At 71.0% G+C, this 16,397-nt stretch carries 14 protein-coding genes; 4 read left to right on the forward strand and 10 right to left on the reverse strand.

The window, feature by feature from the left end:
• Both ACH4YL_RS15410 and ACH4YL_RS15415 read right to left on the reverse strand, forming a co-directional pair.
• Positions 1 to 1,641, reverse strand: coding sequence for an ABC transporter substrate-binding protein (locus ACH4YL_RS15410; protein WP_398507793.1), 1,641 nt, complete (start codon positions 1,639 to 1,641; stop codon positions 1 to 3).
• A gap of 9 nt (positions 1,642 to 1,650) precedes the next feature.
• On the reverse strand, positions 1,651 to 2,814 hold the full coding sequence (locus ACH4YL_RS15415) for a C45 family autoproteolytic acyltransferase/hydolase (protein ID WP_398507794.1): 1,164 nt from the start codon (positions 2,812 to 2,814) through the stop codon (positions 1,651 to 1,653).
• A gap of 122 nt (positions 2,815 to 2,936) precedes the next feature.
• Between ACH4YL_RS15415 and ACH4YL_RS15420 the strand changes: the two genes are divergently transcribed.
• A complete protein-coding gene (locus ACH4YL_RS15420; RefSeq protein ID WP_398507795.1) occupies positions 2,937 to 3,839 on the forward strand; it encodes a MurR/RpiR family transcriptional regulator in 903 nt (300 codons plus the stop codon).
• Between the two features lie 70 nt (positions 3,840 to 3,909).
• Positions 3,910 to 4,311 carry a DUF1992 domain-containing protein gene (locus tag ACH4YL_RS15425; RefSeq protein WP_398507796.1) on the forward strand — a complete coding sequence of 134 codons (402 nt, stop codon included), beginning with the start codon at positions 3,910 to 3,912 and terminating at the stop codon, positions 4,309 to 4,311.
• A gap of 25 nt (positions 4,312 to 4,336) precedes the next feature.
• On the opposite strand, the gene ACH4YL_RS15430 is transcribed toward ACH4YL_RS15425, so the two are convergent.
• Both ACH4YL_RS15430 and ACH4YL_RS15435 read right to left on the reverse strand, forming a co-directional pair.
• Positions 4,337 to 5,725: a M1 family metallopeptidase gene (locus ACH4YL_RS15430; protein ID WP_398507797.1), complete on the reverse strand. Its 1,389-nt coding sequence runs from the start codon at positions 5,723 to 5,725 to the stop codon at positions 4,337 to 4,339.
• Positions 5,713 to 10,017: a Pls/PosA family non-ribosomal peptide synthetase gene (locus ACH4YL_RS15435; protein WP_398507798.1), complete on the reverse strand. Its 4,305-nt coding sequence runs from the start codon at positions 10,015 to 10,017 to the stop codon at positions 5,713 to 5,715. The genes ACH4YL_RS15430 and ACH4YL_RS15435 overlap by 13 nt, the downstream gene beginning before the upstream one ends.
• A 442-nt stretch (positions 10,018 to 10,459) precedes the next feature.
• Between ACH4YL_RS15435 and ACH4YL_RS15440 the strand changes: the two genes are divergently transcribed.
• Positions 10,460 to 11,320 (forward strand): MaoC family dehydratase, encoded by an 861-nt coding sequence (locus ACH4YL_RS15440; RefSeq protein WP_398507799.1) that lies wholly within the window; start codon positions 10,460 to 10,462, stop codon positions 11,318 to 11,320.
• Here the strand turns inward: ACH4YL_RS15440 and ACH4YL_RS15445 are convergent.
• From ACH4YL_RS15445 to ACH4YL_RS15470, 6 genes are all read right to left on the reverse strand, one after another.
• A complete protein-coding gene (locus tag ACH4YL_RS15445; protein WP_398507800.1) occupies positions 11,289 to 11,945 on the reverse strand; it encodes a TetR/AcrR family transcriptional regulator in 657 nt (218 codons plus the stop codon). The two genes, ACH4YL_RS15440 and ACH4YL_RS15445, sit on opposite strands and share 32 nt — an antisense overlap.
• A 288-nt stretch (positions 11,946 to 12,233) precedes the next feature.
• Positions 12,234 to 12,488, reverse strand: a complete 255-nt coding sequence (locus ACH4YL_RS15450) for a DUF4229 domain-containing protein (RefSeq protein ID WP_398507891.1) — start codon at positions 12,486 to 12,488, stop codon at positions 12,234 to 12,236.
• 117 nt (positions 12,489 to 12,605) lie between these two features.
• Positions 12,606 to 13,130, reverse strand: coding sequence for a GNAT family N-acetyltransferase (locus ACH4YL_RS15455; protein WP_398507801.1), 525 nt, complete (start codon positions 13,128 to 13,130; stop codon positions 12,606 to 12,608).
• Between the two features lie 8 nt (positions 13,131 to 13,138).
• Positions 13,139 to 14,302, reverse strand: coding sequence for an aminofutalosine synthase MqnE (mqnE, locus tag ACH4YL_RS15460; RefSeq protein WP_398507802.1), 1,164 nt, complete (start codon positions 14,300 to 14,302; stop codon positions 13,139 to 13,141).
• A 46-nt stretch (positions 14,303 to 14,348) separates the two neighbouring features.
• Positions 14,349 to 14,804 carry an Lrp/AsnC family transcriptional regulator gene (locus ACH4YL_RS15465; protein WP_398507892.1) on the reverse strand — a complete coding sequence of 152 codons (456 nt, stop codon included), beginning with the start codon at positions 14,802 to 14,804 and terminating at the stop codon, positions 14,349 to 14,351.
• 121 nt (positions 14,805 to 14,925) lie between these two features.
• Entirely contained in the window at positions 14,926 to 15,615 is a 690-nt protein-coding gene (locus ACH4YL_RS15470) for a UbiX family flavin prenyltransferase (RefSeq protein WP_398507803.1), read from the reverse strand.
• Positions 15,616 to 15,711: 96 nt separating this feature from the next.
• On the opposite strand from ACH4YL_RS15470, the gene ACH4YL_RS15475 reads away from it, so the two are divergent.
• Positions 15,712 to 16,317, forward strand: a complete 606-nt coding sequence (locus ACH4YL_RS15475) for a rhomboid family intramembrane serine protease (protein WP_398507804.1) — start codon at positions 15,712 to 15,714, stop codon at positions 16,315 to 16,317.
• Positions 16,318 to 16,397: the final 80 nt, after the last annotated feature.

The raw sequence follows: 16,397 nt of genomic DNA on the forward strand, positions 1-16,397 counted from the left end.
TCACTCCTTCGCGCCGAGCTGAGCGGCCCACGGGTAGTAGAGGTACGCCATCGACGCGGGCGGGCCGGTCAGTGAGGACTTCAGCACCAGCACGGACGGCACCTGCGCGACCGAGATCCACACGGCGGAGTCGGTGAACTTCCGCTGCGCCTCGATCGTGAGCTTCGCGCGGTCCGCGTCGTCCAGCGTGCCCAGCGCCTTCTTGACGGTGGCGTCGTACGCCGGGTCCTTGAAGCCGACCCAGTTGTTGGAGGAGTCCGAGAGCGCGTTGTCGTAGAAGCCCATCGGGTCGGACTTGGAGATGTACCAGTCACCGACCAGGACATCGATCTCTGCGCGGGCCTGCGGATCGCTGTAGAACTCCTCGAACTGCGCCGTCGGAACCGTCTTGATCTGTCCCTTGAGCCCGATCCGCTGGAGCGCGGAGCGCACCGCGTTGGCGACGACCGTACGGCCCTGGCTGGCGTCGGTCCCGATCACGATCGGCCCGTTCGCCGCGCCCGCCTCCTTCACCAGCTTCTTCGCCTCGGCCAGATCGTCGGCGGACGGACTCGCGGGCGCGCCGGTCACCGCCTTCTGCGCGGCCTCGAAGGCCGGCTTCTGGTATCCCCACGATCCGGATCCGACCGGTGTGCCCCACGGCTGGACCAGGCCGCCGTAACCGGACTTGGCGATCCCGGCCCGGTCCAGCGTGAGCGAGAGCGCCCGGCGGATCTTCGGGTCCTTCAGTCCGCCGCGCTCGGTCGGGATGAGGACGAGCGATGCGGTGGAGGGGCCGTAGTGCTGGTCGATGCCCTTCTTGCCCTTCAACGCGGCCGCCGTGTTGGGCGATTCGGCGTACGCGCCGTCGGCGGCACCGGTTGTCAGCGCGTTGACCAGCGCGCTGTCGGCGGCCCAGCGGAAGACCACCTGCCGGGTCAGCGGCTTGCTGCCCCAATACCCGTCGTACGCCTGGAGCGTGATCGAGTCGCCGGACTTCCAGCTCTGCAAGGTGTACGGCCCCGAGCACGCGTCGGCCTGGCCCGGCGTGCCGAACTCCTTGCCGGCCTTCGCCACCTGCTCCTTGTTCCAGACGATGCCCGCGTCGCCCGCGAGCGCCTTGGTGAACAGCGCGTCGGGCGCCTTGAAGGAGACGGTGATCTCGCGTTCCCCGGTCTTCTTCATGCCGGCGACATTGGTGAACTCGTCGCCCTGCTCCATGTCCGGGTCGGCGTGCCGCTGAAGGCTCCACAGCACGTCGTCGGCGGTCAGCTCGGTGCCGTCGTGGAAGGTGACGCCGGAGCGGATCGTGAGGACGAGTGTCCTGTCGTCGGGCGTCCGCGCCTTCTCGGCGATGAACGGCCGCACGCTCATGTCGGGCTGGAGCTGGTAGAGCCGCTCGCAGACATTGGTGAGGACGACGCGTCCGGCGCTGGTGCCCTGGGTGTCGAGGTCGAGCGAGTCCGGCTCGTCCTCCAGCAGCCAGTTCGCCTTGTCCAGCGGGCCCTTGGCGGCGGTGGTGGTCGGCGTGAGCGTGAGCTTGGCGGCGTCCAGTGTCTTGCCGCCGGTCTCCGCGTTCGGGGTGGCGCCGCTGCATCCGGCGGCGGCGAACACGGCCGCGGTCACCAGTCCCGCGACGGCCGTGCGCTTCTTCGTGTTCATGATGTGCTCCTACTTCTCGCCGTACGGGCCGTCGTAGAGGTTCCAGGGCAGGTGCTGGTACTCGCGGTCGCAGGGCGTGCCCGCGGTCGCGTGGTAGTCGCCGGCGGTCAGGTCCACACAGGACGAGACGAGCGTCGTCCAGTGCTTGACGGGCTGCTGCCGGGGGTCGGGGTGGGTGCACAGGGACTCGGGGCGGCCGAGGTGGTCGGACATCGCCTGCTTGATCAGCTTCCGGGACTCGTCGGGGCCGGTGGCCGCGCGCAGCGTCCTGAGGCCGTCCTCGGCGCGCGGCACGCGGATCAGCGAATCGGCCGACATGGGCCGGTAGCCGGTCGCGGCGAGCGGTCCCGGCAGGCCCGCCTGGTAGTGGTTGCCGTGCACCAGCAGCCCGTCCTTCGGATACAGCCAGCCGTGGCCGGCGGGCGTCGTCTCCAGGTCGATGGCGAAGCCTTCGCGGCAGGTGAGCAGCGCGTTGGAGGCGATATGGGCGCGGGCACGGCACAGCACTTCGAGTGCGTCGCTGATGTTGGTCTGGTCGAGGACGGCGCGGCGTACGACGGTCTGCGGCAGTCCCACGCGGTCGTCGAAGCGGCCGCCGAGGCCGTTGGCGTTGAGCGCGATTCCGGCGGAACTGGCGCCCTGACGGCCGATCTGTCCGGCCTCGACCTGCATGATCAGGGTGGGTTTGGGGGGCTGGACGACACGGAGCATGACGACGGTGTCGGCGACTCCCGCCCGCCAGTCCCAGTTCTGTCCGGCGTAGACATGGCCGTCGCCGCTGGCCTCTCCGTACGCGGCGAACGAGGTGCACCCTTCGGCGGGCTCCTCCTCGATGTCCGAGAACGACTGGTCGTAGATGACCTCGCCACGGGCGTTGAGCGCCAGCACATCGAGGAGCGTGACTGAGGCCCCGTCCGCGATGCCCTGCATCTCCTCGACGAGGTGGGGCGCGTAGTCGCGTACGGGATCGAGCCAGCGGGCGGCCCGTGCGGTGACCCGGTCCCAGGTCAGGCCCGAGGACTGGCCGAAGGCCTCCTCGTAGTAGGCGAGTGCGGCGTGCAGTTGTGGGCGGACGGCCTCGCCGTACTGGCGGCCGCGTTCGACGGGGCCGCCGGAGATCTCGATGACCGGAAGGGACGGAAGGGTGGGAGCCGGAAGGGAGGGGGCTGACATGCTTCTCCTCGCGACGGAGCGCTTCCCGAAGTCAGTCCTGTAACGTAGATTTCAGGATGCGTTCCTCTTGGAATGCGTTAGCCAGGAGAGTAACGGCGGTCACAAGGAAGTCAATGCCTGTAATGGAAATTCCAGAGGGTGCTTCGGAGAGTGGCGACGGCGTGACCCGGCTGCGGGCCGCCGTACGCGATCAGTGGGACCAGCTCTCCGCCCGCGAACGGGCCGTCGCGCAATACCTCGCCAGCGCCCCGGTCGAGCAGCTGCTCTTCGCCGGCGCACAGGAGCTCGGCACCGCCAGCGGCACCAGCAACGCCACCGTCGTCCGCGCACTCCAGCGCCTCGGCTACGCCGGACTCCCGGCACTCAAGCGGGAGCTCGCGGCGGACTTCACCGCGACCGTCGCGCCGGAGGTACGGCTCAAACAGCGCATCGACCATGTGGGCCGCGATGTGGAAGCGATCTGGGGAGAGGTCTTCGACGAGGCGGCGGAACGCATCGGCCATGCCAGCCGCCTCACCTCGCCCGACGCCCTGCGGCGCGCGGTCGCCGCGCTCGGCACAGCCCGCGAGGTCTTCTGCTACGGCGTCGCCGCCTCCGAACTCGCCGCCCGCCACCTCGCACTGGCTCTCGGCCGCATCGGCCGCCGCGCCCGCTTCGCCGGAGCCACCGGCTTCGCACTCGCCGACACCCTGCTGGCCCTGGGACAGGGCGACGCGCTGGTCATCTTCCAGCCCGGCCGCGCGCTGGACGAGCTGAACATCCTGGTGGAACGCGCCCGGTCGGTCGGCGCGACCGCCGTCCTCGTCACGGACGAACTGGCCGACGCCTTCGAGGACCGCGTCGACGCCGTCCTGACCGCGCCCCACACTCCGACCGGCATCACGGCCGAGTCCCTGACGGGTCTGGTGGTGGCGGATGTCCTGCTGCTGGCCCTCACCACGCTGGACGAGACGAGGGCGGTGGAGTCCTCGCACCAACTGACCGCGCTGCGGGAGCAGTTGCTGAACCCGAAGCGGAAGAGCTGACCGGGGCGGGCACCCGGCTCCCGCGGACCGCCGCTGCGTACGATGGAAGGACGAGACGGAGGAGCGGACCGTGACCGAGCGCAAACCCCCTGGTGTCAGCTTCGAGTCGTGGGTCGACAAGCAGATCCGCGAGGCGACCGACCGAGGCGACTTCTCGTCCCTTCCGGGCTTCGGCAAACCGCTGCCGGACGACTCGGCCCCGTACGACGAACTGTGGTGGGTCAAGGGAAAGATGCACCGCGAGGGCATGTCCGTGCTGCCGCCGGCGCTCCAGCTCCGCAAGGAGGCGGAGGACGCGGCGGAGTCGGCCGCCAAGGCCGCGACGGAGTCGCAGGTCCGGCGCATTCTCGAGGAGATCAACGAGAAGATCGCGGAGGCGGTCCGCCGGCCGCCGGCCGGACCGCCGCTGGGCCTGAAGCCTTTCGACATCGAGGCGGCCGTACGGGACTGGCGCGCGTCCCGGGCCGCCTGAGGGCCTGCCTGTCAAAAGCCCCGGCTCAGCGCGGGCGCGGCAGCGGCGGCAGCTTCGGCTCGTAGAGCCACACCTGGAACAGCTTGTCCAGCGGCCGCGGCGAGTGACGGCGGGCCATCGCGATGAACTCCTCCGTCGTGACCACGCCGTGCCGGTGCGTCGCCGTCCACTCCCGCAGCAGCGTCACGAACGCCGCGTGCCCGATCTCCGTCCGCAGCGCGTGCAGCGTCAGCGCGCCCCGCTCGTAGACCCGGTCGTCGAACAGCCGCCGCAGGCCCGGATCGGCGATGCGGATGTCCTGCCGCAGCAGAGCGAGCCGGGCACGCGACCTGGTCGCCATGGCCGTGGCCGACGGGCCGCCGGACATCTCGGACCACAGCCACTCGGCGTATTTCGCGAAGCCCTCGTTCAGCCAGATGTGCCGCCAGTCCGCGACGGTCAGGCTGTTGCCGAACCACGCGTGCGCCAGCTCGTGCGCGATCAGGCGCTCGCTGCCGCGCCGCCCGTCGACATGGTTGGCGCCGAAGATCGACAGGCCCTGCGCCTCGACGGGCACGTCCAGTTCCTCGTCGACCACGACGACCGCGTAGTCGTCGAAGGGATAGGGGCCGAAGAGGTCCTGGAAGACCCGCATCATCTGCGGCTGCCGCGCGAAGTCGCGCTCGAACCGTCCGAGCAGGTTGTGCGGCACCGCGGCCGGCTGCGGCACCGTGCCCGCGTGCGCGACGTCGACCAGCTCGTACGGGCCTATCTGCACGGTCGCGAGATAGGTCGCCATCGGCGCGGGCTGCTCGTACACCCAGGTCGTCGTCGAGGCGCTGATCGTGCGGGAGGTGAGCGCCCCGTTCGCGACGACGGTGTACGGGGACGGCGCGGTCACCGCGATCCGGTAGGCCGCCTTGTCGTCGGGCCGGTCGTTGCACGGGAACCAGGAGCGCGCGCCGCTCGGCTGGGACGCCACCAGCGCGCCCTCCTCCAGCTGTTCCCAGCCGAGGTCGCCCCAGTCGTGGGTGCGGACGGGGTGCGGGACGCCGGTGTAGCGCACCTCCACGGTGAAGGGCGCACCGGCGCGCAGCGGCCGCGCCGGCCGGATCCGCAGCTTGTCCGCGCGATGCGTGTACCGCGCCGGGCGGGCGCCGTTCACCAGCACCTTGCTCAGCTTGAACTGCCCCAGGTCGAGCGCGACTTCGGACAGCGCACGCTCGGCGACCCCACTGATCGTGGCGCGGCCGGCGAGCCTCCCGGTGTGCGGACGGTAGTCCAGCTCCAGGTCGTACTCGGTGGTCCGGTAACCGCTGTCGCCGTGCTGCGGCAGGTACGAATCCGTCACCTTCTTGCGTCCTTCGGTCGTGCCCAGTACTGCGCTTTCGCGCCCGTGCCCACTGCTTCGCAGCGCGGTGATCACTTCTTCCATGCCGCGATCGGGTTGCCCAGCCAGCGGGTGTCCGCGGGGACGCTCTCCCCGCGCATCACCAGCGACGCCGGACCGACCGCCGCGCGGTCGCCGATCACCGCACCCGGCAGCGCGATGCCGTGCGGACCGAGCGTCGAGCCCGCTCCGAGTACGACATTGTCCATGCGCATGATCCGGTCGTGGAAGAGGTGGGTCTGCACGACGCAGCCCCGATTGACGCTCGCTCCGGATCCGATGGTGACGAGATCGGCCTCCGGCAGCCAGTAGGTCTCGCACCAGGCGCCACGCCCGATGCGGGCGCCGAGACCGCGCAGCCACAGGTTCATCAGCGGCGTTCCGCCGGTCGCGCCGACCAGCCACGGCACGGCGAGCACCTCGACGAAGGTGTCGGCGAGCTCGTTGCGCCACACGAACGACGACCACAGCGGATGCTCGACCGTACGGAACCGGCCGACCAGCAGCCACTTCATCGCGATGGCGACCAGGCAGGCCACCAGGCCCGCGGCCAGCACGATCACGCCGCCCAGGAGCACCGCGACCGGGTAGCCGAAGCGGTCGGCGAGCCAGGTGAAGGCGGCCAGCGCGAGGACCGCGAGCGCCACACCGCACATGACCGGCACGATCCGGCACAGCTCGACGAAAGCGCGCGCCCACCTCAGCCGCTTCGGCGGCGCGAAGGTGCGGCTCTGGTCGCCCACGTCCGCGGTACGCGGCAGTTTCATCGGCGGCATGCCGAGATAGGAGGAGCCCGCCTTCGCCCGCTTCGGGGTCGACGACAGCACGCCGACGAGGCCCCGCTTGGGCACGGACCGTCCGGCCGCGGTCATGCCGGAGTTGCCGAGGAAGGCGCGCTTGCCGACGCGGGCCTCGGCGATGCGCAGCCAGCCGCCGCCGAGTTCGTAGCTGGCGACCATCGTGTCGTCGGCGAGGAACGCGCCGTCGCCGACCGCCGTCATCGCGGGCAGCGCCAGCACCGTCGACGCCTCGACGCCGCGGCCGACCTTCATGCCCAGCGCCCGCAGCCACACGGGCGTGAACAGGCTCGCGTAGATCGGGAAGAGATGCACCCGCGCCATGTCCATCAGCCGCTCGGTCGCCCACGCCTGCCAGGCGACACGGCCGTGGACGGGGTGGTAGCCCTCGCGGAGACCGATGCTCAGGGCGCGTACACCGGCGAGGATCAGCAGCGCGTACGTGACCATCGCGACGACGGTCGCGAGCGGGACGGCGGTCAGCGCGGCAGGCAACGCGTCGCCGAAGCCGGTGCTGCCGTCCAGGAACGCGCCGATGACCAGCAGGCCGGGCAGCGCGGCGAAGGCCGGGAGCAACCCGAGCACCAGCGAGGTGACGGAGTAGACCGTGGTCCAGCGGCGCTTGCGCGCCGGGCGGCCGGCGGGCTGATGGCGGTTCGCCTTGCCCTTGCGGTTCGCCGGGACACCGGACCAGCGCTCGCCGGCCGGGACGGCGCCGGTGACGCCGGAACCCGGCGCGATCTCGGCGCGCTTGCCGATCCGAGCGCCGGGGAAGAGCGTGCTGCGGGCACCGACGGTGGCGCCGGCACCGATCCGCACGGCGCCGATGTGCAGCCGGTCGCCGTCCAGCCAGTGCCCGGACAGATCCACCTCGGGCTCGACGGCCGCGCCCTTGCCGAGGCGCAGCATGCCGGTCACGGGCGGCAGGGCGTGCAGATCGACGTCCTCGGCGATACGGACGCCGAGGGCCCGTGCGTAGTAGGTGAGCCAGACGCCGGCGAGACTCGTCGCGCCGCTCAGCTCGGCGAGCCGCTCGGCGGTCCACAGCCGCAGATGGGTACGGCCGCCGCGGGCGTACGTGCCGGGTCGCAGGCCGCGCAGCAGCAGCCGCGCGCCACCGGCCGCGATCACGATCCGCCCGGGCGGGCTGACGACGAGCAGCCACCCGAGGGCCACCCACCACCAGGACACGGTCGGGGCCCAGGGCAGTCCGGTCACATTGCTGACGGCGGCCCCGAAGACCCCCCACCGCAGTGCGGCAACGCCGAGCAGCGGCACCATGAGCAGGGTCTGCACGACGCCGGTCCGCCGCGGGACGGGCGCTACGGCGCGGGCCTCGGCCCCACCGGTGGAGACGGCCTCAAGGGTCTGGGCGAGGGCGCCGAGGGTCGGGTTCTGGTAGATGTCGCCGACGGACCCGGTGGCATACCGCTCCCGGATCCGCGACACGAGCTGAGCGGCGGCGAGGCTGCCGCCGCCGCTGACGAAGAAGTCGGCGTCGGGGCTGCTGACGGGCAGGCCGAGGAGATCGGTCCACTGCTCGGCAAGCCACGCCTCGGCCTCGGTGAGGCCCTCGGCGCTGCCGGCGTCGGAGCTCGCGTCCGGCAGCGGCCAGGGCAACGCGTTCCGGTCGACCTTGCCGGAGGTGCGGGTGGGCAGATCGTCCACGACGGCGATCAGGGGCACGAGGGCGGCGGGCAGCTCCTTGCGGAGCCGGGCGACGGCATCGGCAACGTCGAACTCGCCGGTGACGGTGATGGTGACGCTGTCGGCGTCGGGCAGTGGGGTGTCGGGGTCATCCGCGCCACGGGACGGCCGGGCGGCCGGGCCTGATGCGCCGGGGCCCACGCCGTCGACGAGGGCGGGGCCGGTGGGGTCGCCTGCGCCGTCAGGCAACACGACGGCGGGCACGTCGGTCGGCCGACTGGAGCCAAGGGTCTCCACGCCGGAGGCGTCGACGGCCAGGCCCTCGGGCGCGTCCGCCGCCGAGGCGGAGGCGGCGTCGGCGTCGGCAGCGGCAAGCTCCGTCTCGGCGCTCTCGTCGCCGACGACGGCGGGAGTCGGAGCGTCCGCGTCGGCCCCCGGGCCCGAGCCCGGGGTCTCGACGCCGGAGGCGTCAGCGCCCGCGTCGGCCGGCTCGATGACAGTGGTGGGCTCCGGCGCGCCGGACGGGGCCGTCGGGACCACATAGCCGACCAGCAGCTGATGTCCCGCGCCCGTCGTGCGGACCGCCGCCGCCGCTCCCGCGACGCCCGGGAGCGCCTGGAGCGCCGCGTCGATCTCGCCGAGTTCGATGCGGCGGCCGCCGAGCTTGATCTGTTCGTCCGCGCGGCCGACGAAGAGCAGGCCCTCCGGCTCCGCGCGCACCAGGTCGCCGCTGCGGTACGCGCGGTCCCAGCCGAGCGCGGGCAGCGGGGCGTACTTCTCGGCGTCCTTCGCCGCGTCCAGGTACCTCGCCAGGCCGACGCCGCCGATGACGAGCTCGCCGGTCTCGCCCATCGACAGGATCTCGCCGCGGTAGTCCACGACCGCGAGCTCCCAGCCGTCGAGCGGCAGGCCGATGCGTACCGGGCCTTCGCCAGTCAGCGGCGCCGCGCAGGCGACGACGGTCGCCTCGGTGGGGCCGTACGTGTTCCAGACCTCGCGGCCGGAGACGGCCATGCGCTCGGCCAGCTCCGGCGGGCAGGCCTCACCGCCGAAGATCAGCAGCCGTACTTCGTCGAGCGCTTCCGCGGGCCAGAGCGCCGCAAGTGTGGGGACCGTCGAGACGACGGTGATGCGCTGTTCGACGAGCCAGGGGCCGAGGTCGAGTCCGGTGCGTACGAGGGAGCGGGGCGCGGGCACCAGGCAGGCGCCGTGCCGCCAGGCCAGCCACATCTCTTCGCAGGAGGCGTCGAAGGCGACGGAGAGCCCGGCGAGCACCCGGTCGCCGGGGCCGAGCGGCGCGTCGGTGAGGAACAGCCGGGCCTCGGCGTCCACGAAGGCCGCGGCGCTGCGGTGGCTCACGGCGACGCCCTTGGGCCTGCCGGTGGAGCCGGAGGTGAAGATGATCCAGGCGTCGTCGTCCGGGCCGGGACGGCCGCCGGTGACGCCGCCGGGCCTGCCGCTCGGCACGATGGTCCGCTCGGCGCCTATGACAGCGCTGACCGCGGCTTCGCCGAAGACGAGTTCGGCACGCTCGTCGGGGTCCTCCGCGTCGACGGGGACGTAGGCCGCGCCAGCGGCGAGTACGGCGAGGATCGAGACGTACAGGTCGGCGGTGCCGGACGGGACGCGTACGCCGACGCGGTCGCCGATGCCGATCCCGGCGTCCGCGAGCCGCTGCCGCAGCGTCTCGACCTCGTCGAGGAGCGCGCGGTACGTGAGCGGCGCGACGCCGTCGTCGACGGCCTGCGCGTCGGGGTGGCGTCGCGCGGTCTCGTCGAGGATGTCGAGCAGCGTGCGCTCGGCGGCTGCGCCATCGGCGGCGAAAAGCGCCGGCGCGGGGGCTTCGTCGAGGAGCGGATCAAGAAGGGTCGGGGTCTCCGGGGCGACGGTCATGCAGTGCACCGATCGCCGGCCGACGCTGCGCAAAGCTGCTTCGTTCGCATCTCTCACTCTCCGTAGGTCGTGTGGAGTGCGCTGCGAATCCCCGTTCCGCGCACGGCAAACGAGGAGTTTATCCAGCGTTAACCCGAGACGCCTGTTGTGAAGGCCACGTGGAGGACCGCGAGACGCCCTGTCTCGCCGACCGCCGGACACGGCATCGCCGCAGTTCGGACGGCGGGCGGGAGCGGCCACCGACGCCGCATACCGGCCGGTACAAGAAATCCGGATTGTGGCGAAGCGCACGCCCAAACCCGGTTACACAGGGCATCCGCGCGGTGCGAGGAGCGTGACGGCCGCCACTCTCGACCCGCTTCTGACTCACAGGTAACCTTACTCCGGAGTAAATTCACGGCAGCGGCCACACCGCAGCCGCCACCGCACTGGGAGTTGGGACATGGTCGATCGGCGCACGAAGTCGCTCGCGCTCACACTCGCCCGCGGCGCGCTCAACTCGCCGCTGAAGCGCGGCGTCCACGCGGACGCGCCGCTGCCCGGAACCCGGCTCGTCGAGGCCGTCCCGATCGACCGGTCGCGCCTCGCCGCGTACTCCCGTATCTGCGGCTTCGCCGCCACCGGCCCGCTGCCGCTCCCTTACCCCCACGTCCTCGGATTCCCGCTCGCCATGCGGCTGATGGCGGACCGGCACTTTCCGCTGCCGCTGCTCGGCCTGGTGCACACGGGCATCGAGATCACGGCGCACCGCGTGCTCCATCCCGAGGACCTGCTCGAACTGACCGTGTACGCGGCCGGGTTGCGGCCCCACCGACGCGGCACGGAGGTCACCATGACCACCGAGGCGCGGCTCGCCGGAGAGCCGGTGTGGGAGTCGCGCAGCCGCTATCTGTCCCGGCACCGCACCTCGTACGACCCCGACTCCCACGCCAATTCCGACGCCGACCGGATCACTCCCGAAGCACCGGATTGCGCCGTCGCGGAGTGGCAGCTCCCCGCCGACCTCGGCCGCCGCTACGGCTGGGCCTCCGGCGACCGGAACCCCATCCACCTGTCCGCGCTCACCGCGCGCCTCTTCGGCTTCCCGGGCGCCATCGCCCACGGCATGTGGACCTTCGCCCGCTGCCTGGCCGAGACGGGCTCGGGCCATGTCGCCTACGCCCAGGCCGAGTTCAGGGCCCCCGTCCTGCTCCCCGCGACCGTGACGTACGCCGGCGAACAGAAGGACACCGGCACCGCCTTCCAGCTCCGCAGCGGCGGCCGCGTCCATCTCACCGGGCGGACCAGCGCTCGCCCTTCATAAGGCCGCCCAGGCCCATCCAGGCGAAGTTCATCAGCGTCGCCGCCGCTTCCTTGGCCGATACGAGCCCGGTGTCGTTCATCCACCCGGCCATCGATTCCGCCGCCCCCACCAACGCCTGCGCAAGCCCGGCCACATCGCGGTCCGCCAGTTCGGGGTCCTGCCGCGTGGCTCCGGCCTCGTGTGCCGCGGCCGCGATCAGCCCGGTCACAAAGGTGACGATCTCGTCCCGCATCGCGGCCACTTCAAGAGCGAAGGGCTCGCCGTGGGTCCGCGCCTGCCGGTGCAGCACCGCCCAGCCGTCCGGGTTCTCGGCGGTGTGCGTGAAGAACGCCGCGAGACCGGCCCACAGTTGCCGGTCCGCCGTGAGACCGGGCTCCACCGCCGCCTGCACCGCGGCGACCAGCGCCGCCGCCTCCCGCCGGATGCACGCGGTGAACAGTTCTTCCTTGGAGTTCAGATACAGATAGACCAGTGGTTTTGACACCCCGGCGAGCTCCGCGATGTCGTCCATCGAGGCGGCACGGTAGCCACGCTGTCCGAAGGTCGCCACCGCGGCGTCCATCATCTGCCGCTCCCGCACGGCGCGCGGCATGCGCCTCGCCTTCACGCCCTTCACAGAACCCATGTCAGAAATTCCTCCCGCCCCCACACCTACTCCGCGGTAAGCCTACGTCCCGCGGAGGCCACCCTCGTATACGGATATGAGCCCCGTTCAACTCTCCTGGGTCGCCGCCGCTTCGCAGGCAGCCGGCCGGAAGCCACAGGGTGTGTTCGGAGGGAGAGCCGGGGTCGGGCCGTGTGGATGCCGAGAGTCCGGTACGGGTCGCCGGCCGGGGTCAGGGCCTTGTGGCCGAGCGGCGCGGCCGCCCGGCTGTGGCAGGTGTCGCTCGACAGGCTCGTCTCGTGACGAGGCTCAGGCGGTTTCGCCGTCCTCCTGCGAACGGTTCGCCTCAAGCCGCTCCTTCGCGCGGTCGACCTTTCCGACGAGTTGCTCCGACATCGCGTCACGCTGCTTGCGCAGGAGTACGAAGCTGAGCGGCGCGGACAGCACCAGCGCGAGGAGCACGACCCAGACGAAGTTCGAGTCGCCAAGCCCCTTGGGCAGCACGCCGATCTGGACCAGCGCGCCGACGGCGACAAGGCAGCCGACGAAGATGGCGAGGCGCATGGCGGTGTACCGGATCGCGGCGCTCGACTTGGCGGACACGGCGGGCCTTCTCTCTTCCTGAGACAGATCGTGCCAAACCAGTGAAGCATGCCCGCCACTTGATCTTTACAGCGGGAATCAGTGCAGCGGCAGCAGCATGATGATGTCGTCGCGGTCGTCGCCGTCGGCGACCCGGATCGCGCCGGGCACCCGCCCGACCTCCTTGTAGCCGCAGGAGCCGTAGAAGCGGTCGACGCCCGTGCCGCCACGGCAGGTGAGCCGTATCGCCTCGATGCCGTCGAGACCCCGGGCGGCATCCGCGGCCGCGGCCATCAGATCCCGTCCGTATCCCTTGCCCTGGTGCCGTGGATGGACCATGACCGTGTACAGCCAGAGCCAGTGCCGCATCAGCCGGTGCGTGTTGAGTGCGAGGAAGGCGGTGGCCGCGACCTCACCCTGTTCGTCGTGCCCGACGAGCAGCCGGGTGCGGCCCTCGGCCATCGAGGCGAGATGCTTCACCAGCTCGGGCCGGATGGAGTCGGCCGTGACAGGGGGTACGAAACCGACCGCCCCGCCCGCGTTCGACACCTCGGCCCAGAGCTCGACGACGCCGTCCCGCAGCGTCCGGTCGACCGGCGGGTCCAGCTGGAAGGTCAGACTCACCGGCGGCCTCAGACGCGCATGGGCTGCGGCGACTCACGGCGGTCGGCGTCCGGGCCCGGGTACTCACGGATGATCTCGTAGCGGGTGTTCCGCTCCACCGGACGGAAGCCGGCGTCGCGGATCAGGTCGAGCAGATCGTCGCGGGTCAGCTTGTTCGGCGTGCCGTAGTTGTCCGCGTCGTGCGTGATCTTGTACTCGACGACCGAGCCGTCCATGTCGTCCGCGCCGTGCTGGAGGGCGAGCTGAGCGGTCTGCACGCCGTGCATCACCCAGAAGACCTTGACGTGCGGGACGTTGTCGAAGAGCAGCCGGGAGACGGCGAAGGTCTTCAGCGCCTCGGCGCCGGTCGCCATGGTCGTACGCGCCTGGAGGCGGTTGCGGACCTTGCCGTCCTTCATGTCGACGAAGTCGTGCTGGTAGCGCAGCGGGATGAAGACCTGGAAGCCGCCGGTCTCGTCCTGCAGCTCACGCAGCCGCAGCACATGGTCGACGCGGTGACGGGGCTCCTCGATGTGCCCGTACAGCATCGTGCTCGGGGTCTTGAGGCCCTTGGAGTGCGCGAGGCGGTGGATGCGCGACCAGTCTTCCCAGTGGGTGCGGTGGTCGACGATGTGCTGCCGGATCTCCCAGTCGAAGATCTCCGCGCCGCCACCGGTCAGCGACTCCAGACCGGCCTCGATGAGCTCGTCGAGGATCTCGGAGGCGGACAGCCCGGAGATCGTCTCGAAGTGGTGGATCTCGGTGGCGGTGAAGGCCTTGAGCGAGACGTTCGGCAGCGCCTTCTTCAACTCCGAGAGCGACCGCGGGTAGTAGCGCCACGGCAGGTTCGGGTGGAGCCCGTTGACGATGTGCAGCTCGGTGAGGTTCTCGCCCTCCATCGCCTTGGCAAGGCGGACGGCCTCCTCGATGCGCATGGTGTACGCGTCCTTCTCGCCCGGCTTGCGCTGGAACGAGCAGTACGCGCACGACGCGGTGCACACGTTCGTCATGTTCAGGTGGCGGTTGACGTTGAAGTGGACGACGTCGCCGTTCTTGCGCGTACGCACCTCGTGCGCGAGGCCGCCGAGCCACGCCAGATCGTCCGACTCGTAGAGGGCGATGCCGTCCTCACGGGTCAGCCGCTCTCCGGCGAGGACCTTGTCCTCCAGCTCGCGCTTGAGTCCCGCGTCCACTTGGCCTCCCACTGCGTGTATCGATCAGGCTCCACCCAGCGTACGGCTACGCCTGCTCGGGCAAGTCGCCGACCCGGTTCTCCCACTTGGTGGACAGCACGATCGTCGTACGCGTCCGGGACACACCCCGCGTCCCGGACAGCCGGCGGATCGTCTTCTCCAGACCGTCGACATCACTCGCCCGCACCTTGAGCATGTACGAGTCGTCGCCCGCGATGAACCAGCAGTCCTCGATCTCGGCGAGGTCCTTCAGCCGGCGCGCCACGTCCTCGTGGTCGGCGGCGTCGGAGAGCGAAATGCCGATGAGCGCGGTGACGCCGAGACCGAGCGAGGCGGCGTCGACGGTGGCACGGTAGCCGGTGATGACACCTGCCGCCTCGAGGCGGTTGATCCGGTCGGTGACGCTGGGCCCGGAGAGGCCCACGAGCCGTCCGAGCTCGGCGTACGAGGCCCTGCCGTTCTCCCGGAGGGCCTGGATGAGCTGCCTGTCCACCGCGTCCATATGCCTGGAGCCTTCCATTGTTTAGCGTTCCTACAAGTCTACCATAGAATCAAAGGTGCGCGAGGTCGCATTCCTGCGAAAGTTTAGATGCTCCGACACTTGGACAATCAGCGCCGACGCTTCAGGAGCGAGCCGCACCGTCCGTACGGTCCGGACGGGAGCCACCGAGCTCTCCCTCCCAACGGCGGTACAGCGTGTGCCGCACTCCCGCCGCGTCCAGCACCCGCCCCGCCACGAAGTCCACCAGATCCTGGATGTGCGTCGCGCCCGCGTAGAACGCGGGTGAGGCCGGCAGCACCACGGCGCCCGCCTCGTCCAGCGTCACAAGATGCTTGAGGGTCTGCCCGTTCAGCGGAGTCTCCCGCACGGCCACGACCAGCTTCCGCCGCTCCTTGAGGGTCACGCTCGCCGCGCGCTGGAGCAGATCCTTGGACAGTCCGAGCGCCACGCCCGCCACCGCGGCCGTCGACGCGGGCACGATCAGCATCCCCTTGACGGAGTACGAGCCGGAGGACGGCCCGGCGGCCAGATCACCCGGCGCCCAGTGCCGTACGTCCTCGACGTCCACCGTGAACGTGTCCGGCTTTCCGTCGGCTCCGCGCGCCAGCCACTCCCGCAGGTCCTCGCGCCAGTGCGCGTCCCGGAAGGAGATCCCGGTCTCGTCGAGCAGCGTCAGCCGCGATGCCCGGCTGACCACGAGGTCCACACTCTCGCCGGCGGCGAGCAGCCCGCGCAGCACGGCGGCGGCGTACGGGGTCCCGGATGCGCCGGACACCCCGACGATCCACGGGGTGCGGTTGGCGTGATTCATGGCATCGAGCCTATCCGGCGGCGTGGTGGGGGAACCGAGCCAGGCCCCCCGGACGTTTCTGCTCATGCAGGCGCAAGGACGTCTCAGGGGGCCGCGATGCCGACCACAGCACTCGAACGGAGCCGGACCGACCGGGCGAAGGCGGCCGGCCTGCTGATGCTGGCCTGGCTGGCGCTGCTCTGGGCGCTCGAGGTGATCGACGCCGCGAGCGACCATGCGCTCGACTCGTACGGCATCGTGTCGCGCGAGCCGTCGGAGCTCGTGGACGTGGTCCCGTCGGCCTTCATCCACTTCGGCTTCGCCCATGTCGCGGCGAACAGCGTCCCGTTGCTGGTCTTCGGCTTCCTCGCCGCGCTCGGCGGCATCCGCCGGTTCCTCGCGATATCGCTGCTGATCGTGGTGGTGGACGGCCTGGGCGTCTGGCTGGTCTCCCCGTCGAACACGAACACGGCAGGCGCGTCGGGCCTGATATTCGGCCTGTTCGGCTACTTGGTGGTCCGCGGCTTCGTGGACCGGAGGCTGAGCGACCTGGCAGTGGGCCTGGTGATCGGCGCGATCTGGGGCAGCTCGATCCTGATGGGCCTCTCGCCGTCCAACACGGGCGTGAGCTGGCAGGGCCACCTGTTCGGTCTGCTGGCGGGAGTCACGGCGGCCTTCGTCTTCCGCCGCGGAACCAAACAACCGGGCCCGCGGCCCGCCTAGGGCCTTTCGTCTGGATCAGGCCGGATCAGTGAGCGGGGTCTGGTGTCGTGGATCGCAAGGCGGAGGAGGGAGGCATGGCG

Origin of the sequence: Streptomyces sp. NPDC020681 (assembly GCF_044334895.1) — a bacterium.
GTDB lineage: Bacteria > Actinomycetota > Actinomycetes > Streptomycetales > Streptomycetaceae > Streptomyces.